Origin of the sequence: Pseudomonas sp. I8001 (assembly GCF_013385345.1) — a bacterium.
Lineage (GTDB): Bacteria > Pseudomonadota > Gammaproteobacteria > Pseudomonadales > Pseudomonadaceae > Aquipseudomonas.
In genome coordinates this window covers 20,266-38,483 of the sequence record NZ_JACAQC010000010.1, presented here as the reverse complement: position 1 = coordinate 38,483, position 18,218 = coordinate 20,266, and the positions used below count along the sequence as shown (strand labels likewise).

Sequence of the window (18,218 nt, the reverse complement as noted above, 5' to 3'; positions counted from 1 at the left end):
GCAATGAGGGCTTGCCGCTTTGCGGCCATAAAAAAAGGGAGGCCTGTGCAGGCCTCCCTTTTTGTCCAAGCACTCATCACTTGGCCTGGTAAATGATTCCAGGACTGCACTGCACCATCTGGTAATGATCCGGCAAACCGTTCAGCGCCTCGGAAGCCCCCAGGAACAGATAACCGCCACGCTTGAGGGTGCCGTGGATGCGCAACAGAATGTCTTTCTTCACCTCGGCCGAAAAGTAGATCAGCACGTTGCGGCAAAACACCATGTCGAACTTGCCCAGGCTGGCATAACTGTCCAGCAGGTTGAACGAACGAAACTCCACCCGGCTCTTGATCGGCGCCTTGACCGCCCAACGCCCTGCCCCCTTGGGGTCGAAGAAACGCTGCAAGCGCTCCTGGGACAACCCGCGCCCCAGCGCCAGGCTGTCGTACTCGCCGGTCTTGCAGTTGGTGAGCATGGTGCCGGACAAGTCCGTGGCCACGATTTGCGCCCCGGCTTTCAACTGGCCCATGTTGGTCCGCTCGAACTCATCGATGGCCATCGAAATCGAATACGGTTCCTGTCCCGACGAACAGGCGGCCGACCAGATGCGCAGGCGCTGGCCGGGAGCGGCCTTGATCGCCTCGGGCAGCACCTTGTTCTTGAGCACTTCAAACGGATAGGTATCGCGAAACCACAAGGTTTCGTTGGTGGTCATGGCGTCGACCACCATCTCCTTGAGCCCGCTGCGTGGCTGGCCCTGGATCCGTTGCACCAACTCGCCGAGGGACTTGATGCCTTGCTGCTCCATCAGTTTGTTGAGACGGCTGGATACCAGGTACTGCTTGTTTTCACCGAGCAATATGCCACAGGCCTTTTCCAGGAAGACCCGGAACTGTTCGAAATCCAAATTACCCGTAGACAATGATACCGCCTCTTAAATCGTGTGACCGCCAGGGAAAAGGCCCCTAGCCGTGATCTGCTGCCTTGATCCGGTCGACTACCCGGGATGCCAGGTCATCAGGGCGGAATTTGGCCAGGAAGTCATCGGCACCGACCTTCTTGACCATCGCCTGATTGAATACACCCGACAACGAAGTATGCAGGATGATATGTAGTTTTTGCATGCGCGGGTCGTTGCGTATCTCGGCCGTGAGGGTGTAGCCGTCCATTTCCGGCATCTCGATGTCGGAGATCATCATCAGGAATTCTTCTTCCGGCTTCTTGCCCTCATCCACCAGCTTGCGCAGGTAATCCAGGGCCTGGCGACCGTCATTGAGCGCGACCACTTCGACCCCAACGGTCTGCAGGCAACGGGACACCTGCTTGCGCGCAACCGAAGAGTCGTCCACCGTCAGCACCCGCAGCGAGATCGCCTTGTGCGCGGTTTCGGCGTCTACCACACCCACCGATATCGCCTCCGAGGTCGGGGCCACTTCGGCGAGGATTTTCTCCACGTCGATGATTTCCACCAACTGGTTGTCGACCCGCGTCACCGCCGTGAGGTAGTGATCGCGACCGGTGCCCTTGGGCGGCGGATGGATCTCTTCCCAGTTCATGTTGACGATGCGCTCCACCGAGCGCACCAGGAAACCCTGGGTCTTGGTGTTGTACTCGGTAATGATCACGAACGGGCTCTCGCGGTCCTGCAACCCCGCCGAACCGGTGGCCATTGCCAGGTCAAGAATCGGGATGGTCGCGCCACGAATGTTGGCCACACCGCAAACCACCGGGCTGGACTTGGGCATTATTGTCAGCTTGGGACACTGCAGCACTTCGCGAACCTTGAAGACATTAATCCCGTACAGCTGCTTGCCGTCCAGACGGAACAACAGCAACTCCAGGCGATTCTGCCCCACCAGCTGTGTGCGCTGGTTCACTGAATCCATTACACCGGCCATGCCCAGACTCCTACGCTAAAACTTAGGGGTACGACGCGTACCCAACACTAAACGGCACGAGCTTTGCTTTTTTATTGGCCATGGACATCAAAACGACAGTTTCCCGACGCCTCCGATCCCCACAGTACCGCAGATTGCTCTGCGTCTCGATGGCGTTGCTTGCCTTGGCTACGGGCCAGCCGGCCCGCGCCGATAACGTCACCTTGCCTGATCTGCTTATCGGCGTCACTCAAGGCTTTCTTGAGTTCACTGTAGAAGATTATCTGGCCACGACGCAGACACCGGGCCGCTACGAAATCCAGGTCAACCAGCTGGATCCGCGCCTGCGCATGCCCATGTGCGACAGAGAATTGACAGCTTCCCTGGAAAGCCCCGCCCAGCCCATCGGGCGCGTGACCGTGAAAGTGCGCTGCGAAGGCGCCTCGCCCTGGACGGTGTTCGTGCCCGCCCAGGTCAAACTGTTTCGCGAAGTGGTGGTGGTGACGCGCCCGCTGAAACGTACCGGAATCATTGGTTATGATGACGTCGCGATGCGCGAGCGCGACATCAGCATGATCACCCAGAGCTACCTCACGTCCCTTGACCAGGCACTCGGGCAGAAACTTACCCGACCAATGGTCGCCGACCAGGTGATTACCCTGGTCCATCTCGAGCAGGCCGAAGTCGTGCGCAAAGGTGACCAGGTGGTGATTTCCGCCAGCAGCGGTGGCCTGAATGTAAAAATGCCGGGGGAAGCCCTGTCCAACGGCGGCATGAGTGAACAGATTCGCGTCAAGAACCTGAATTCCAACCGCGTGATCAAGGCCCGGGTGACTGCGCCGGGGCAGGTTGAGGTGGCTTTATAGATCACTGGCATCGGACGCCAGCTTTTCCTACACTGTGCGCAAAGCGGCATCGCGCATAGGTTTATTGTCAATCGAGCCTAAAGTTTGTCCGGGTATGGCCGAAAACATGGCAAGCGTCCAAATACCCAGAGGTTTTTTTAACATGGTCATCGATTTCAGTCGTTTGAATAACGCCCTGCCAACGCCCGGTTCTTCGCGCACCAACGGTGCCAAAGACAGCGTTGAAGCCAAGTCCCAGCCTCTGCCTGCCAAGACAGAACAGGCCGGTGCGAGCCAAAGCGGGGAATCGGTACACCTGAGCAATGAGGCTCAACAGTTGCAGAAGGTCACTGACTCGCTGAGCGATCAGCCAGTTGTCAATAAAGCCCGTGTGGCCGAATTGAAACAGGCGATTGCCGATGGCAGCTATAAGGTCGACAGCAACCGTGTAGCCAGCAAACTGCTTAACTTCGAAGCCGAGCGCTAGGCAAAGGCCTGCGCCAGGCTTTTGGACGCTTAAACCCCAAGGCCAGCCATGCACGACGAAAACTTGCTACAACTGATCATTGAAGACCTGCCTCCCGCACAGCAGCTGCTGGAGCTCCTTCGAGAAGAATCACTGGCCCTGTACGGCCGGGACATGCGCATGCTGGAAGAAATCCTGGCGCGCAAGCAATCGCTGATCGTCCTGCTGGAACAGCACGGCAAGAAGCGCAGCCAGATTCTGATCAGCCTGGGCCTCACGGCCGACCACAAGGGCCTGGAACAACTCGCCAGCCACTCCACGGTGGGCGACCAGTTGCTGGCCCAGAGCAAAGAACTCAACCAGTTGCTGACCCTGTGCCAGGAAACCAACCTCCTCAACGGCCAGGCCATCCAGCTTCAGCAAGCCACGACCGCCAATCAGTTGCGTATCCTCCACGGCGGCGAGCCTCCGGCTCTCTACAACGCTCAAGGCTCCACCTCACGCCTGGCCAAGCCAAGCACCCGCAGCCAAGCCTGAAACCAGTTTGAGCGCGCCCTATCCAAGTCGCGCCACATACTGGCAAAATGACAGCACTTGCGTGTAGTCGTATTTTGTCTGGAGATGGAAGAACCGTGTTCAACACCCTTAACGCGGAAGATGCTCCGCAGCCACCCAAGGTACTCACCACGCCGCTGGAAATCGCTGGCACCTTGCGGATGCTGCAAGAAAGCCATGATCCGCTGATCATCACCTTCCATGAACGCAACCAGCGGTTTCAAAGCTACCTGGTGGAAATCGACCGGGACAGCAAGACACTGGCCTTGGACGAAATGGTCCCGCGCGACGGCGAACGCTACCTCGAGAATGGCGAAGCTTTCCGGATCGAAGGTTTTCACGATGGTGTGCGGGTAGCCTGGGAAAGCAACGGCACCCTGACCCTCGATGAAGCCGGCGGCCACCGTATTTACCGCGGCAGCATGCCTGGCGAGGTGATTTACCATCAGCGTCGCAACGCCTTCCGCGCGGCGTTGAAGCTGGCGCAACTGGTGAGCGTCGAACTGGGCGGCGACAAACTCAAGGCCCCCATCAGCGGCAAGTTGCTGGATATTTCCGCCACCGGCTGCAAATTGCGCTTCGAAGGGGATATTTCCGAGCGCCTGCAACTGGGCCAGGTCTACGACCGATTTATCGCCGCGCTACCCTTTGGCAGCATGACCACCTCGGTAGAACTGCGTTACCTGCACTTCGAAGAAAGGATCAACACCACCTTCGCCGGCCTACGTTTTCATAACATGAGCGGGCTGGTGCAGCGTCAGGTCGAGCGGTTTGTGTATCAACTGCAGCGTGAAGCGCGCCGGTTTGACAAGGACGACGACCTTTAAACAATAAAGGTCGCGACAAAAAAACGGGCAGTCCCTCAAGGGGGCTGCCCGTTTTTGCTTTCAGGGGCGCGCCCTGCTCAAGTCGTGGGGGTGATCATCCGGGTCCGGATGCTCTGGTGGCTCGGTGACAGGCTCCGGCTGATCCAGCTCGGGATCGACTTCCGGCTCGGGATCCACAACGGCGGTCTGCATCTGGTCCTGCACCACCTGTTCGTCCACTCGCGGATCGAGGCATGCTACCAGGGGCGAGCTGGACATGCTGTCGGGCATCGCCACGTGATGCAGGGGTGCGTCGTCCACCTGATGCAGGTTGGTGACCGCCTTGGGCCGGATGCGCCACACCAGGATCAATGCGCACACGCTGAAAAACGCATACAGCATATGGCTGCCGAACAGCTTCATCACCACACCGGCCAACAGCGGGCCGACACTGGCGCCGATGCCGTAGGTCACCAGCAACATCGCAGTGAGCGACACCCGGCGATCACCCTCGACGTGGTCGTTGGAAAACGCCACAGCCAGCGGGTACAGGCAGAACTGCACCAGGGAACAGAGAAAGCCCGCGACGAACAGCACTTCCAGTGGTACCTGGGTCATGATCGCCAACGGCAACGCGGCCACCGCCAGGCACAAGGCGAAACAGCGAATCAACAGCGCGCGGTCATATCGATCGGACAGCCAGCCCAATGGCCACTGCACCAGCAGCCCGGCGAAAATGCAGCTACCCATGAACAGGCCGACCTGCTCGGTGGTCAGCCCTTGCTGAGACGCGTACAGCGGCGCCAAACCGTAGAACGAGCCGACGATCAGCCCGGCCCCCAACACCGTACTGAGGGACTGCGGCACCCGCTTGATAAAGAAGCGCGGCTCCATCGGCGCCGGATGCAACGGCGCCGGGTGAATGCGGCGAGTCATGGCCACCGGCACCAGGCACAGCGCAAAACACAGCGCGACCAGCATCAGCAACTCAAGCCCCAACTGCGGGTGCATCACAAGGATCAACTGGCCCAGCACCAGGCCCAGGTACGAGGCGATCATATAGCCGCTGAACACCGCACCGCGCTGCTTGGCTTCAGCCTGTTCGTTAAGCCAGCTCTCGATGACCATGTACTGGCACATCATGCCCAGGCCGACAATCATCCGCAGCACAATCCAGGCTGGCAGCCAGTTGATCAGCCCGTGGCCCAACACCGCCGCGCCGACGATCCCGGCACAGGTGGCGTAGGCCCGGATATGCCCGACGCGGCCAATCAGGCGGTGACCTATCTTGCCCCCCAACACCAGGCCAAAATAGTTGGCGGCCATCAACGCACCGACCCACAGGCTGTCGACATGATCTGCCGCCAGGCGCAAGGCCAGGTAAGTACTGAGCAGGCCAGAGCCGATCAGCATCATCAGGGAAGCAAAATAAAGGGCTCGAAAAGGTTTCCAGATCTGGCGCATCGGCGTTCCGAGCGGCTCCTTGCTGTGGGTGTCAGGACTACCGGAATGATAGTCCCGCGTCGTCGGGTCCGGACAGCCAAAACATGCGGTTGCCGGGGAATATTTTGCTCATGCCAATTGGCTACGTGTCAGACGCTCGCCAGTCACCCGCGAGGTACAGGACGCAGACGAATACTTGCGCCGCCCCGCTCTTGCCTCCCGTGTGAACCTCAAACGCGGGCAAGGTTCGGTTGGTGTTTGAAAAGACTGCCGCACTCAAACGCCCGGCCACAAAAAAGCCCCGCCAGATAAATCTGATCGGGGCTTGCGGACGTCGAGGCCGCTTGGGCAGCAACGGTGAAGTGGTGTCCCAGGGCCGGTTCGAACGGCCAACCTTCCCCTTAGGAGGGGGATGCTCTATCCAATTGAGCTACTGGGACTAATGACAGCCAACCGGCGATGGGCACGGCGACGGACGGCGTGCATGTTAACGGCGCAGGTGAATTTTGTCATGTCGTCCGTTGGCTTTTTGAGTGTAGGCCCATGCCAGTGACAGCCGGTGGTATTGCGCTCAACGATTACGGACGGCTCGGACCATCGTGCAAAATGCACTCCCCCAAAATGCCATCATTGCAAATTGCAACAGCATGGCAATCTGGACACTATATAAATGTTTGATTTTAAAGGATTTATTGTCAATTAAAGACTGGCACGACACCTGCAATCCTTTATCCTACAAATACAGTCCGGCCCAGCCATCTGCGGAGAACATGCACATGAACAGCGCACTTCTACTAGCCCTCAATACCGTTGCACTGGCTGCGCTGGTGATGTTCCATTTTCAGTCCACCACTTCCGACGACGCCGCGCAGGTCAGCCAGGCGATTCCCCATCACCTGCAACAGCGCCCGCAACTGGCTGTCATGAAGCCGAACATGCAATCCCCACTGCAACTGACCCAGGGCACTCAAGCCGCTCCTGCCGCTGAACACTGGGTTTTCTGAACCGCTTACCGGAGCATTCCATGAACAAGTCCGCCTGGCTGTTTCTGACCTTGGCACTGGCCGCCGCCGGCCTCGGCCTGAACGTATTGTCGCAAGACGTACAGACAGTCTCCTTCGTCGCCGCCGGCGTGTTTGGCAGCCTGTGGGTATTGGCAGTCTTCATTGGTCGCCGCATCAAATTCGATCCCGTACTGCGCTGAATCCCCCCCCCCGCTCGTCGCCCTCGCTAAAATCGCTGCCACGCCTCGGCTTGTCCGTCCGGACAGCCGACCATATGTCGCTCCGCATTCGTAAATTGGCAATTTGCCACTAATCTTAAAGTTAAGGGCAAAAGGCCATATTGCTATAGGATGTGCGCCCGAAAAGCCTTTTGCGCCCAGGGTCTGCGGGCTCAACACTCATTTGGGTGCGTCCGCGGAAAGTTTTCCAACCAGTCCGCAAATTTTGAAATGAGTACTGGCATAAAGCCGGTAGCCGGTTCAATATTTGTCACAGAATTGACGCCAAGGAACTGGCAAATCTGAGGCATGATGCGGCCTCTTTGCAATTCAGGTTGAACATTTGGCAGCAAACCTTGTCCTAACATGCATCTTGCGGCCAATTCCAAAAACCGCTCCCCTGAACTAACCGGTTAAATATATGCGCCCATTGAAACAGGCAATTTATTCCAGCCGTACGGCTGACAAGTTCGTCGTACGTCTGCCAGACGGAATGCGGGAACGCATTGCCGAGGTGGCTCGCAATCATCACCGCAGCATGAACTCTGAAATCATCGCACGCCTGGAACAAAGCCTGATTCAGGAAGGTGCGCTGGGCGACGAGCTGAGCATGCGCCTGGACAGCCCCGAGCTGTCACTGCACGAACGCGAACTGCTGCAGCGTTTTCGTCAGCTCTCCCACCGCCAGCAAAATGCTCTCGTCTCGCTGATCGCCCACGACGTTGAGGCAGCTGCAGAAGCCAACTGATTGGCAACTGAAAGCTGAAAGCCAGCCATGCGCTGGCTTTTTTTTGCCCGGGATTTGGTCAGGAAAGGATCAAGGGGCAAATGCCCCCGATCCATGGAAGGGATCAAAGCAGGAAGATGGTTGCCAGGCCCAGGAAGATGAAGAAGCCGCCACTGTCGGTCATGGCCGTGATCATCACACTGGCACCCATCGCCGGGTCTCGTCCAAGGCGCACCAGGGTCATTGGAATCAGAACTCCCATCAACGCTGCCAGCAGCAGGTTAAGCGTCATGGCCGCCGTCATGACCACGCCGAGCGACCAGCTGCCATACAGCAGGTACGCCACGATACCGATGACACCGCCCCACACCAGGCCGTTGATCAGCGCGACCGCAAGCTCCTTGCGCATCAAACGCTTGCCATGCCCGGTCCCCACCTGATCCAGCGCCATGGCGCGGACGATCATGGTGATGGTCTGGTTACCCGAGTTACCGCCAATACCCGCCACAATCGGCATCAGTGCAGCCAGGGCCACGAGCTTCTCGATGGAGCCTTCAAACAGGCCGATCACCCGTGAAGCAATAAACGCGGTAATCAAATTCACCGCCAGCCAGGCCCAGCGGTTACGCAGGGACTTCCAGACCGACGCAAAAATATCCTCTTCTTCCCGCAGACCGGCCATGTTGAGAACTTCGCTTTCGCTCTCCTCACGAATCAGGTCGACCATTTCATCGATGGTCAGACGACCGATCAGCTTGCCGTTCTTGTCGACCACCGGGGCCGAGATCAAGTCATAACGCTCAAACGCCTGGGCCGCGTCGTAAGCGTCTTCGTCAGGATGGAAACTCACCGGGTCACTGGCCATGACGTCCGCGACTTTCTTGTCCGGATCATTGACCAGCAGGCGCTTGATCGGCAGTACGCCCTTGAGGATCCCTTCGTAGTCGACCACGAACAGCTTGTCGGTGTGGCCTGGCAGCTCTTTCAACCGGCGCAGGTAGCGCAGAACCACTTCCAGGCTGACGTCTTCACGGATGGTGACCATCTCGAAGTCCATCAACGCACCGACCTGCTCCTCGTCGTAGGACAACGCCGAGCGCACACGCTCGCGCTGCTGGCCATCGAGGGTTTCCATCAGCTCATGGACGACGTCACGCGGCAGCTCGGAAGCCAGGTCAGCGAGTTCGTCGGCATCCATGTCCTTGGCGGCCGCCAGGAGCTCGTGATCGTCCATGTCGGCGATCAGGGTTTCACGGACCGAGTCGGATACTTCGAGGAGGATGTCGCCGTCGCGGTCAGCCTTGACCAACTGCCAAAGGGTCAGGCGGTCATTCAGCGGCAAGGCTTCGAGGATGTAGGCAACGTCGGCGGAGTGCAGGTCATCGAGCTTGCGTTGCAGCTCGACAAGATTTTGCCGGTGGACCAGGTTCTCGACCCGGTCATTGTTCGCGCCTTCCTGGCGATGCGTCAGGTCTTCGACCACGCGCTGGCGCTGCAGCAGCTCGACGACTTGAGCCAGGCGATCTTGCAGGCTTTCTTGTGTTTTCTTTACTTCAACTTCGGTCATAGGCGAACTCCACTCCCAGCAGCGGGGCACGCCGGAAGGATCAATCAGTCAATTCATGATTGGTAAAACGGGGTACTGAGTAACTACTGGGTAAGTCCATGGAGGTGTTCCACAAGCCCCGGCGGGGCTGACGGGCGCAATGATACACCGGGCGGCCGCGATTAACGTCAAAAAACTGGAAAGAACAAGCGCTTGCGACACAAAGCTGAGCATTGGCCACACATATGAACTGCGACGACGCAGCTTGAGAGGAAAACACATGGGCGGGAGAAAAAGGCGCCCCGGGAAATAAAAACCCCAGACGGCAAAAAGCCCGCACTAGGCGGGCTTTTTGTTGTTTGGTGCACTCGACAGGATTCGAACCTGTGACCGCTCGGTTCGTAGCCGAGTACTCTATCCAGCTGAGCTACGAGTGCAGATTGTGTTTTTAGACCAGATCACAACTGGTTGAAGCCAAGTTACCTGCATTGCTGCAACTAACTCTTAAATGGTGCACTCGACAGGATTCGAACCTGTGACCGCTCGGTTCGTAGCCGAGTACTCTATCCAGCTGAGCTACGAGTGCATTTGTTGCCGCGCATTATAGGCCGTTCAATCTCTATGTAAAGCTATTTTTTCGTTTAGTTTCAACAACTTAGCGAAAAAACCAGATTGCAACGTACTAAGCAAATAATGGCGGAGAACGGGGGATTCGAACCCCCGACACCCTTTTGAGGTGTACTCCCTTAGCAGGGGAGCGCCTTCGGCCACTCGGCCAGCTCTCCGCAACACGGGGCGTATATTAACCAGCTTCATCCCCGTTTGCAAACATAAAAAACGATAAAAATTAATGGCTTGGTTCTTCGTCCTTCTCTTTCTTGATCCGCAGGTAGATTTCCTCGCGGTGGACAGCCACCTCTTTCGGAGCGTTAACCCCGATACGCACTTGATTGCCTTTGACGCCGAGCACGGTCACGGTGATTTCGCCATCACCAATAATCAGGCTTTCTGCGCATCGACGAGTCAGAATCAGCATACCTTTCTCCTCACGCATTTCATTTCGGGAACAACAGTCTGCAAAAAAAAGGCATTCGACCTACAACCAAATGGCCATAGCCCTACACGCCTAAGTATTGTCGAGCGCAGGTAAAAGAACAGGTCTTAACCACACACCCGGCAAAAAAATGAAAGGCGCGGATAACCGCGCCTTCCTGGCAACGCATCACTCGCCCTGTCGGGCCGGAGCGTCCAGCTCAAAAGCGGTATGCAGCGCGCGTACAGCCAGTTCCAGGTACTTCTCTTCGATCACCACCGACACCTTGATTTCCGATGTGGAGATCATCTGGATGTTGATGCTTTCCTTGGCCAGGGCTTCGAACATGCGGCTGGCAACGCCCGCATGGGAACGCATGCCCACACCCACGATCGACACCTTGGCAATCTTGGTATCGCCGACCACTTCACGGGCGCCGATTTCCTTCGCAGTGTTCTGCAGGATCCGCTCCGCCGCATCGTACTCGTTGCGGTGCACGGTGAAGGTGAAATCGGTGGTGTTATCGTGCGAGACGTTCTGCACGATCATGTCGACTTCGATGTTCGCGCCACTGATCGGGCCCAGGATCTTGAAAGCCACGCCCGGGGTGTCTGGCACGCCACGGATAGTCAGCTTGGCTTCATCACGGTTGAAAGCGATACCGGAAATGATCGGCTGTTCCATGGATTCCTCTTCATCAATAGTAATGAGGGTGCCCGGACCCTCCTTGAAGCTGTGCAGTACGCGCAGCGGAACGTTGTATTTGCCGGCGAACTCAACGGCACGGATCTGCAACACCTTGGAACCGAGGCTGGCCATTTCCAGCATCTCTTCGAAGGTGATCTTGTCCAGGCGCTGAGCCACGGATACGACCCGCGGGTCAGTGGTGTAGACGCCATCCACATCGGTGTAGATCTGGCATTCGTCAGCCTTCAGGGCTGCCGCCAGGGCCACGCCAGTGGTGTCGGAACCGCCACGACCGAGGGTGGTGATGTTGCCGTGCTCGTCGACGCCCTGGAAACCGGCGACAACTACCACACGACCGGCTTTCAGGTCAGCGCGAATCTTCTGGTCATCAATCTGCAGGATGCGGGCTTTAGTGTGCGCGCTATCCGTAAGAATGCGGACCTGGTTGCCAGTGTAGGACACCGCCGGCACACCACGCTTGTTCAGCGCCATGGCCAGCAATGCGATGGTCACCTGCTCACCGGTGGAAATGATCACGTCCAGTTCACGGGGAACCGGTTGCTGATCGCCACTGATTTGCTTGGCCAGATCGATCAGGCGATTGGTCTCGCCGCTCATGGCCGACAGCACCACCACCAGGTCATCGCCGGCATCGCGGAATTTCTTAACCTTGTCGGCGACCTGCTCGATTCTTTCGACAGAGCCGACCGAGGTGCCTCCAAATTTCTGTACGATCAAAGCCATTTCTAAGCCGCCTCAGCCCGTAAAGGGGCGCCTGTTATTCAATCAACCAGCACTGACTGAGCCCGCGACTAGACCACGGGCTCATTAACAGCGTCTTAAATACCTGCCTCGACAAACGGCACGGTCAGGGCCAGGGCCGCGTCCAGGGCGCCGGCGTCAACACCACCGCCTTGCGCCATGTCCGGACGACCACCGCCCTTCCCGCCCACTGCCGCGGCGGCTTGCTTCATCAAATCACCGGCCTTGAGTTGGCCAGTCAGGTCCTTGGTTACACCGGCAACCAGAACGACCTTTTCCTCATGGACACTGCCGAGCAGGATCACTGCGCGGCCGAGCTTGTTCTTCAACTGATCGACCAAGGCCAACAGCGCCTTGCCGTCCTGACCGTCCAGGCGCACGGCCAGCACTTTCACACCCTTGACGTCCAGGGCGGAAGCCGACAGATCGTCGCCCGCCGCGCTGGCCGCCTTGGCCTGCAACTGCTCCAGCTGTTTCTCCAGCTGACGGTTGCGCTCCAGTACGCCGGAGAGCTTGTCGATCAGGTTGTCGCGGCTGCCCTTGACCAGGCCGGCCGCTTCCTTGAGTTGTTCTTCTGCCGCATTGAGGTAGGCCAGGGCCGCAGCACCGGTGATCGCTTCAATACGACGTACGCCGGAAGCCACGCCGCCTTCGCTGATGATTTTCAGCAGGCCGATGTCGCCGGTACGGCTGGCGTGGATACCACCACACAGCTCCACCGAGAAGCTGCCGCCCATGCTCAATACGCGCACTTCGTCGCCGTACTTCTCGCCAAACAGCGCCATGGCGCCTTTTTGCTTGGCGGTCTCGATATCGGTTTCTTCGGTTTCCACCGGGGTGTTCTTGCGAATCTCGGCGTTGACGATGTCTTCCAGGGCCTTCAACTGCTCAGGCTTGATCGCCTCGAAATGACTGAAGTCAAAACGCAGGCGCTGGCTATCGACCAACGAACCCTTCTGTTGCACATGCTCACCCAGCACCTGACGCAACGCAGCGTGCAGCAAGTGAGTGGCAGAATGGTTCAAGGCAGTTGCATGCCGTACGTCGGCATCTACCTGAGTGTCCACCGGCGCGCCGACGGTCAGGTTGCCCAGCACCAGCACGCCGTGATGCAGGAACGCACCGCCGGTCTTGGTGGTGTCGCGCACTTCAAAACGACCGGAGGTGGAGCTCAGGAAACCACAGTCGCCAACCTGGCCACCGGATTCAGCGTAGAACGGGGTCTGGTCGAGGACCACAACACCCTCGTCACCTTCGTTCAGCACGTCGACCGACTTGCCGTCCTTATAGATAGCCACGATCTTGGCCGAGCCAACGGTGGCTTCGTAACCAATGAACGAAGTCGCCACATCAACCTTTACCAGGGTGTTGTAGTCCAGGCCAAAGGAGCTGGCGGAACGGGCACGGACGCGCTGGGCTTCCATCTCACGCTCAAACCCGGCCTCGTCGATGGTCAGCTCGCGTTCGCGGGCGATGTCGGCGGTCAGGTCCATCGGGAAACCGTAGGTGTCGTACAGCTTGAACACGACGTCGCCCGGCACCACGGTGCCCTTGAGCTCGACCAGGTCCTGCTCGAGGATCTTCAGGCCGTGCTCCAGGGTCTTGGAGAACTGCTCTTCTTCAGCCTTGAGCACGCGCTCGATGTTGGCTTGCTGCTGCTTGAGTTCCGGGAAGGCATCGCCCATCTCGGCCACCAGCGCGGCAACGATCTTGTAGAAGAAGCTACCGGTGGCGCCCAGCTTGTTACCGTGACGGCAGGCCCGACGGATGATGCGGCGCAGCACATAGCCACGGCCTTCGTTCGACGGCAGCACGCCATCGGCGATCAGGAAGCCGCAGGAACGGATGTGATCCGACACCACCTTGAGCGACGACTGGTTGTCGTTGGCACAGCCAATGGCCGCGGCCGAAGCGCTCAGCAGGTTGGTGAACAGGTCGATCTCGTAGTTGGAGTGAACGTGCTGCATCACCGCACTGATCCGCTCCAGGCCCATGCCGGTGTCCACCGACGGCGCTGGCAACGGATGCAACACGCCATCGGCGGTGCGGTTGAACTGCATGAACACGTTGTTCCAGATTTCGATGTAGCGGTCGCCGTCTTCTTCCGGCGAGCCCGGTGGGCCACCCCAGATGTCGGCGCCGTGATCGTAGAAAATCTCGGTGCACGGGCCGCACGGGCCGGTATCGCCCATGGTCCAGAAGTTGTCGGACGCGTAAGGCGCGCCCTTGTTGTCGCCGATGCGAATCATGCGCTCGACCGGCACCCCGATTTGCTGGGTCCAGATGTCGTAGGCTTCGTCATCGGTGGCGTAGACGGTCACCCAGAGTTTTTCCTTCGGCAGCTTCAGCACGCCGGTCAGGAAGGTCCAGGCAAAGGTGATCGCGTCTTTCTTGAAATAGTCGCCGAAGCTGAAGTTACCTAGCATCTCGAAGAATGTGTGGTGGCGGGCGGTGTAGCCCACGTTTTCCAGGTCGCTGTTCTTGCCGCCGGCGCGTACGCACTTCTGGCTGCTGGTGGCGCGGGTGTAGGCGCGCTTTTCCTGGCCCAGGAAGCAGTCCTTGAACTGGTTCATCCCCGCGTTGGTGAACAGCAGGGTTGGGTCATTGCCTGGGATCAAGGAGCTGGAGGCGACACGGGTGTGACCTTGCTCTTCGAAGAAGCGAAGGAAGGCTTCACGGATTTCTGCGCTTTTCATTAGGTTCTTCCACGGAGGCTGCGGCCAAAGGCCAGTGCTAAACGTCATCAGACGGAGCGACGGCAAAGGGCCGCATTATATCGGCCCTTTGCCCGTGGTACAGCGTGTTTATGTGATAGAAACAGTCAATTAGACGGTCTGCACTGTCATTTCCGGGAAAACTCGACAAATGTCGCGAGCACTTGCTCGATCTGCGCCCGGCTGACGTCCAGGTGCGTGACCATGCGCAGGCGCGGCGCCGCGCTCAACTTGATCCCGCGCTCGGCAGCAAACGCCTTCAAGGCCTGGGCTCGATCACCGATGTCGACGTAGACCATATTGGTCTGCACCGGCTCCACCGTATAACCCGCCTTGCGCAGTTCATCCCCCAGCCATTGGGCATTGGCGTGGTCGTCGGCCAGGCGCTGCACCTGGTGATCCAGGGCGTACAGCCCCGCCGCCGCCAGCGAACCGGCCTGGCGCATGCCGCCACCGACCATCTTGCGCAAACGACGGGCCTTGGCGATCAACGCGGTGGAGCCGCACAGCACCGAGCCGATCGGCGCGCCCAGGCCCTTGGACAGGCACACCGACACCGAATCGAAGTGCTGGGCAATTTCCCGCGCATCCACACCCAGCTTGACCGCCGCGTTGTAGAGCCGCGCGCCGTCCAGGTGCAAGGCCAGGCCGTGTTCCCGGGTAAAGGCTCGCGCGGCCGCCAGGTATTCCAGCGGCAGGACCTTGCCCTGCATGGTGTTTTCCAGCGCCAACAAGCGGGTACGGGCGAAGTGGAAGTCGTCCGGCTTGATCGCGGCCAGCACGTGCTCCAGGTTCAGGGAACCGTCGGCCTGCACTTCCAGGGGTTGTGGCTGGATCGAGCCGAGAACCGCCGCGCCGCCGCCTTCGTATTTGTAGGTGTGGGCCTGCTGACCGACAATGTATTCCTCGCCACGCTCACAGTGCGCCATCAACGCCAGCAGGTTGCTCATGGTGCCGGTGGGCACGAACAACGCGGCGGCAAAACCCAGGCGCTTGGCCAGTTCGGCTTCCAGGCGATTGACGCTCGGGTCCTCGCCGTAGACGTCGTCGCCGCTGGCGGCAGTGGCCATCGCCTCGAGCATGCCAGGGGTCGGTTGGGTCACTGTGTCGCTGCGCAGGTCAATCACGTTCATCAAACTAGCCTCTAGCGGATTGGAGCGTTTCTTGTGTTGACGATTACTGCGGGCAAACCCGCGGAATATCAAGCCCCGTGCTTGCACAATCGAATACCAACCAAACAAACCGATATAGGTTATCGATAAACCAACCGTGCAGTTTCTGAAAAACCATGATAAAAACTCTCCGCCGCCAGGGTTCTGGCGGCAACGTTCTCAGGGCGGGGTGTAATTCCCCACCGGCGGTAATTGCACGCAACGTGCATAGCCCGCGAGCGCTTGGCGCCTCGAACTGCCTCGGCAGGACGGCGACAAGGTCAGCAGACCCGGTGTGATCCCGGGGCCGACGGTCATAGTCCGGATGAAGAGAGAACGGGATTGGCACCTAAGGGCCGCGCTGACGTCATGTTCACATGAGCCCGCTGTGCGTACCCTTAAATCCCATTCGATTCATAACGCCCTGTTTTTTTCTTAAACAGGAGTCAGAACATGCAACCCACCGCAATCGACAGCAAAAGCAAAAACCATCACGGCGAGCGCGTCGCGTTTATCCAGGCCTGCTGGCACAAGGATATTGTCGACCAATCCCGTAAAGGTTTCCTCGCCGAAATGATCGCCCAGGGCTACCAGGAATCGGACATCGATTTCTTCGAAGTCGGCGGCGCCTTTGAAATGCCCCTGCACGCCAAGCTGCTGGCCAAGTCCGGCCGTTATGCCGGTATCGTCGCGGCCGCCCTGGTGGTGGACGGCGGGATCTACCGTCACGAGTTCGTGGCCCAGTCCGTGGTCAGCGGCCTGATGCAGGTCCAGCTGGAAACCGAAGTGCCGGTGTTCTCGGTATCCCTGACCCCGCACCACTTCCACGCGGGCAGCGAGCACCATACGTTCTTCTATGAGCACTTCGTGCACAAGGGCCAGGAAGCGGCACGCACCTGCGCCGACACCCTGCACAAGGTTCGCGCACTGCGTCGCAATGAGCCACGGGCGGTAGCGGTTTAAGCAACACCACCAAGCAAATGTGGGAGCGGGCTTGCTCGCGAAGGCGGAGTTTCAGTCAATACATGTCTGACTGATACACCGCCTTCGCGAGCAAGCCCGCTCCCACATTTGACCGAGTCGGTCTCGGGGTTCAGGCCAGGCCAGCATCCGTGGTCGGCACAATCAATATCCCCGCTCGCAAGCCATTCTTGACCTTCGGGTTCGGGAAGATGATGCGCGCGCCCTCCTCCTCGATTACCCAGCGGGTCTTGGCAATGTCCTCGGCCAGCAGATAACCCTTCTCCAACTCCGAAAAGTTTTCCACGTCCGCCGGCAAATGCAGGACGAAGGTATCGCTGTGCTTGATCACTTCCCGGGAGACGCTGAACAGCTGCAGGCCATCCAGGCTCTCGGTGGCCGGCTCGTTGCCTTCGATGATCTGCGTGAGGCGGGTTTCCAGGCGCGATACGTCCACGCCCTGGTTCTGCCCGAACGGCCGGGCCTTGCCCAACTCCAGGGTGAAGGACTCGGCCTCCAGCTGCTCGTAGGTAAACGCCGTGAAGGTGATCGACGTCTTGTTCTGCAACAGCACCGCCTCCAGGCCGGCGGCTCGCAGGCGCGCCAGTTCACGACGTGAATGCTGGCGACCGTCCTTCCACGGGTACAGTGCGAACTGCTCGATCTTCGAGCCACGGATGGCGGTGTGCAGGTCGTAGTGCAAACGGCTACGCCCAGGCACGCTGAAGAAGGTGCGGGCCAACTGTTCAAGCTCGGCGGCGCGCATGGCTTCAGGGCCGATGTTTTGTTCATGACGGCCGTTGAACAGCCGGTTGACGTCCAGTTCGAGGTAACGCTCGCCGCGGCGCATGGCCTCAGGGTTGCCGAACAGGAACAGGATACGGGTGCGGGGCTTGATCTCCCCACGGGCAATGCCCTGCAGCAAGCGGTCGGCCAATTCGATTGGCGCGGTTTCGTTGCCATGGATGCCGGACGACAGCAGCACGTCGCTGCCGTTGTCCCGCGCCTCAGGAGGCCGCACTTCCAGCGCGCCCTCACTGAGCCAACGCAGTTGCACGCCGTCGACAGTCAGTTGAATTTTTTGCGCCGGTTCGCGACCGGCGAGGGTCAGTTCAAGCAGTTTGCCGAGGGCGAGCATACACAGCTTCCTTAGTGGTTGCAGCCAGGACCGTGGACGTGATCGTCGTCATCACCTTCAACGTCGGCCGGTTCCATTTCCAGTTGCAGGCTCATCAGGTTGGTGGCCAACGGGCGCATCAGCAGGTTGGCGTATTCCGCGTCGCCTTCTTCCACGTCCACGCCGATCAGCAGTTGGCCACGGCCGTCGTGCTGGATCCAGATCTCCTTGCCCTGCCACACCACGGCGACGCGGGTGCAGGAAGTTTCCAGCTGGGTGCCGTCGGTGTCTTCAAGGATCAGTTTCAGGGTGTCGGTGGTCATAA

Annotated in this window: 18 protein-coding genes, 4 tRNA genes and 1 riboswitch; of the genes, 8 read left to right on the top strand and 14 right to left on the bottom strand. The window is 59.0% G+C overall.

The genetic code is table 11. The features are described 5' to 3' along the window. Nucleotides 1-76: 76 nt before the first annotated feature. Together cheR and HX839_RS09675 are read right to left on the bottom strand one after the other, a co-directional pair. Nucleotides 77-904, bottom strand: coding sequence for a protein-glutamate O-methyltransferase CheR (gene cheR / locus HX839_RS09680; protein ID WP_003214248.1), 828 nt, complete (start codon nucleotides 902-904; stop codon nucleotides 77-79). A 43-nt stretch (nucleotides 905-947) separates the two neighbouring features. Then, complete coding sequence (locus HX839_RS09675) at nucleotides 948-1,880, bottom strand: chemotaxis protein CheV (protein ID WP_003214250.1); 933 nt, start codon at nucleotides 1,878-1,880, stop codon at nucleotides 948-950. Between the two features lie 80 nt (nucleotides 1,881-1,960). Between HX839_RS09675 and flgA the strand changes: the two genes are divergently transcribed. The 4 genes from flgA (at nucleotide 1,961) to HX839_RS09655 (ending at nucleotide 4,552) form a co-directional block, all read left to right on the top strand. After that, nucleotides 1,961-2,725: a flagellar basal body P-ring formation chaperone FlgA gene (flgA, locus tag HX839_RS09670; protein WP_032899382.1), complete on the top strand. Its 765-nt coding sequence runs from the start codon at nucleotides 1,961-1,963 to the stop codon at nucleotides 2,723-2,725. Between the two features lie 142 nt (nucleotides 2,726-2,867). Then, on the top strand, nucleotides 2,868-3,191 hold the full coding sequence (gene flgM / locus HX839_RS09665; protein ID WP_003214254.1) for a flagellar biosynthesis anti-sigma factor FlgM: 324 nt from the start codon (nucleotides 2,868-2,870) through the stop codon (nucleotides 3,189-3,191). Nucleotides 3,192-3,239: 48 nt separating this feature from the next. Continuing rightward, a complete protein-coding gene (flgN, locus tag HX839_RS09660) occupies nucleotides 3,240-3,707 on the top strand; it encodes a flagellar protein FlgN (protein WP_003214256.1) in 468 nt (155 codons plus the stop codon). A 95-nt stretch (nucleotides 3,708-3,802) separates the two neighbouring features. Continuing rightward, the gene (locus HX839_RS09655; protein ID WP_177066986.1) at nucleotides 3,803-4,552 is read left to right on the top strand and encodes a flagellar brake protein; all 750 of its coding nucleotides are present in this window, start codon (nucleotides 3,803-3,805) and stop codon (nucleotides 4,550-4,552) included. Between the two features lie 60 nt (nucleotides 4,553-4,612). Here the strand turns inward: HX839_RS09655 and HX839_RS09650 are convergent, their stop codons facing one another. Next, nucleotides 4,613-5,995 (bottom strand): MFS transporter, encoded by a 1,383-nt coding sequence (locus tag HX839_RS09650; protein WP_003214260.1) that lies wholly within the window; start codon nucleotides 5,993-5,995, stop codon nucleotides 4,613-4,615. Nucleotides 5,996-6,337: 342 nt separating this feature from the next. Then, a tRNA-Arg gene (locus tag HX839_RS09645) sits at nucleotides 6,338-6,414 on the bottom strand. Nucleotides 6,415-6,750: 336 nt separating this feature from the next. Here HX839_RS09645 and HX839_RS09640 point away from each other — a divergent pair. The 3 genes from HX839_RS09640 to HX839_RS09630 all read left to right on the top strand — a co-directional run bounded on the left by HX839_RS09640 (nucleotide 6,751) and on the right by HX839_RS09630 (nucleotide 7,944). Next, nucleotides 6,751-6,978 (top strand): hypothetical protein, encoded by a 228-nt coding sequence (locus HX839_RS09640; protein WP_102604982.1) that lies wholly within the window; start codon nucleotides 6,751-6,753, stop codon nucleotides 6,976-6,978. A 20-nt stretch (nucleotides 6,979-6,998) separates the two neighbouring features. Further along, entirely contained in the window at nucleotides 6,999-7,178 is a 180-nt protein-coding gene (locus HX839_RS09635) for a PA3371 family protein (protein ID WP_003214263.1), read from the top strand. A 439-nt stretch (nucleotides 7,179-7,617) separates the two neighbouring features. After that, nucleotides 7,618-7,944, top strand: a complete 327-nt coding sequence (locus HX839_RS09630) for an Arc family DNA-binding protein (protein ID WP_003175643.1) — start codon at nucleotides 7,618-7,620, stop codon at nucleotides 7,942-7,944. A gap of 103 nt (nucleotides 7,945-8,047) precedes the next feature. Here HX839_RS09630 and mgtE read toward each other — a convergent pair whose 3' ends face one another. The 8 genes from mgtE to ltaE all read right to left on the bottom strand — a co-directional run bounded on the left by mgtE (nucleotide 8,048) and on the right by ltaE (nucleotide 15,798). Next, complete coding sequence (gene mgtE, locus HX839_RS09625; RefSeq protein WP_003214265.1) at nucleotides 8,048-9,490, bottom strand: magnesium transporter; 1,443 nt, start codon at nucleotides 9,488-9,490, stop codon at nucleotides 8,048-8,050. Between the two features lie 339 nt (nucleotides 9,491-9,829). Beyond that, a tRNA-Arg gene (locus HX839_RS09620) sits at nucleotides 9,830-9,906 on the bottom strand. A gap of 72 nt (nucleotides 9,907-9,978) precedes the next feature. Further along, nucleotides 9,979-10,055, bottom strand: a tRNA-Arg gene (locus tag HX839_RS09615). A gap of 108 nt (nucleotides 10,056-10,163) precedes the next feature. Beyond that, a tRNA-Ser gene (locus tag HX839_RS09610) sits at nucleotides 10,164-10,254 on the bottom strand. Nucleotides 10,255-10,316: 62 nt separating this feature from the next. After that, nucleotides 10,317-10,505, bottom strand: coding sequence for a carbon storage regulator CsrA (csrA, locus tag HX839_RS09605; protein ID WP_002554426.1), 189 nt, complete (start codon nucleotides 10,503-10,505; stop codon nucleotides 10,317-10,319). Between the two features lie 186 nt (nucleotides 10,506-10,691). Next, nucleotides 10,692-11,933, bottom strand: a complete 1,242-nt coding sequence (locus tag HX839_RS09600) for an aspartate kinase (protein ID WP_003214308.1) — start codon at nucleotides 11,931-11,933, stop codon at nucleotides 10,692-10,694. A gap of 95 nt (nucleotides 11,934-12,028) precedes the next feature. Further along, a complete protein-coding gene (gene alaS, locus HX839_RS09595; protein ID WP_003214310.1) occupies nucleotides 12,029-14,647 on the bottom strand; it encodes an alanine--tRNA ligase in 2,619 nt (872 codons plus the stop codon). Nucleotides 14,648-14,793: 146 nt separating this feature from the next. Continuing rightward, complete coding sequence (ltaE, locus tag HX839_RS09590; protein ID WP_177019548.1) at nucleotides 14,794-15,798, bottom strand: low-specificity L-threonine aldolase; 1,005 nt, start codon at nucleotides 15,796-15,798, stop codon at nucleotides 14,794-14,796. A 190-nt stretch (nucleotides 15,799-15,988) separates the two neighbouring features. Then, nucleotides 15,989-16,158, top strand: a riboswitch (FMN riboswitch). A 111-nt stretch (nucleotides 16,159-16,269) separates the two neighbouring features. On the opposite strand from ltaE, the gene HX839_RS09585 reads away from it, so the two are divergent. Beyond that, nucleotides 16,270-16,779, top strand: coding sequence for a 6,7-dimethyl-8-ribityllumazine synthase (locus HX839_RS09585; RefSeq protein WP_076015023.1), 510 nt, complete (start codon nucleotides 16,270-16,272; stop codon nucleotides 16,777-16,779). A gap of 130 nt (nucleotides 16,780-16,909) precedes the next feature. Here the strand turns inward: HX839_RS09585 and astE are convergent, their stop codons facing one another. Continuing rightward, nucleotides 16,910-17,914, bottom strand: coding sequence for a succinylglutamate desuccinylase (gene astE / locus HX839_RS09580; protein WP_003214315.1), 1,005 nt, complete (start codon nucleotides 17,912-17,914; stop codon nucleotides 16,910-16,912). An 11-nt stretch (nucleotides 17,915-17,925) separates the two neighbouring features. Next, nucleotides 17,926-18,216: a hypothetical protein gene (locus tag HX839_RS09575; protein ID WP_003214319.1), complete on the bottom strand. Its 291-nt coding sequence runs from the start codon at nucleotides 18,214-18,216 to the stop codon at nucleotides 17,926-17,928. Between the last annotated feature and the right edge of the window lie 2 nt (nucleotides 18,217-18,218).

Excerpts from the sequence above, each read along its gene's own strand:
- HX839_RS09675 (WP_003214250.1), bottom strand. The coding sequence starts at position 1,880 with ATGGCCGGTGTAATGGATTCAGTGAACCAGCGCACACAGCTGGTGGGG.
- flgA (WP_032899382.1), top strand. The coding sequence starts at position 1,961 with ATGGACATCAAAACGACAGTTTCCCGACGCCTCCGATCCCCACAGTAC.
- flgM (WP_003214254.1), top strand. The coding sequence starts at position 2,868 with ATGGTCATCGATTTCAGTCGTTTGAATAACGCCCTGCCAACGCCCGGT.
- flgN (WP_003214256.1), top strand. The coding sequence starts at position 3,240 with ATGCACGACGAAAACTTGCTACAACTGATCATTGAAGACCTGCCTCCC.
- HX839_RS09650 (WP_003214260.1), bottom strand. The coding sequence starts at position 5,995 with ATGCGCCAGATCTGGAAACCTTTTCGAGCCCTTTATTTTGCTTCCCTG.
- HX839_RS09640 (WP_102604982.1), top strand. The coding sequence starts at position 6,751 with ATGAACAGCGCACTTCTACTAGCCCTCAATACCGTTGCACTGGCTGCG.
- HX839_RS09635 (WP_003214263.1), top strand. The coding sequence starts at position 6,999 with ATGAACAAGTCCGCCTGGCTGTTTCTGACCTTGGCACTGGCCGCCGCC.
- HX839_RS09630 (WP_003175643.1), top strand. The coding sequence starts at position 7,618 with ATGCGCCCATTGAAACAGGCAATTTATTCCAGCCGTACGGCTGACAAG.
- mgtE (WP_003214265.1), bottom strand. The coding sequence starts at position 9,490 with ATGACCGAAGTTGAAGTAAAGAAAACACAAGAAAGCCTGCAAGATCGC.
- csrA (WP_002554426.1), bottom strand. The coding sequence starts at position 10,505 with ATGCTGATTCTGACTCGTCGATGCGCAGAAAGCCTGATTATTGGTGAT.
- HX839_RS09600 (WP_003214308.1), bottom strand. The coding sequence starts at position 11,933 with ATGGCTTTGATCGTACAGAAATTTGGAGGCACCTCGGTCGGCTCTGTC.
- alaS (WP_003214310.1), bottom strand. The coding sequence starts at position 14,647 with ATGAAAAGCGCAGAAATCCGTGAAGCCTTCCTTCGCTTCTTCGAAGAG.
- ltaE (WP_177019548.1), bottom strand. The coding sequence starts at position 15,798 with ATGAACGTGATTGACCTGCGCAGCGACACAGTGACCCAACCGACCCCT.
- HX839_RS09585 (WP_076015023.1), top strand. The coding sequence starts at position 16,270 with ATGCAACCCACCGCAATCGACAGCAAAAGCAAAAACCATCACGGCGAG.
- astE (WP_003214315.1), bottom strand. The coding sequence starts at position 17,914 with ATGCTCGCCCTCGGCAAACTGCTTGAACTGACCCTCGCCGGTCGCGAA.
- HX839_RS09575 (WP_003214319.1), bottom strand. The coding sequence starts at position 18,216 with ATGACCACCGACACCCTGAAACTGATCCTTGAAGACACCGACGGCACC.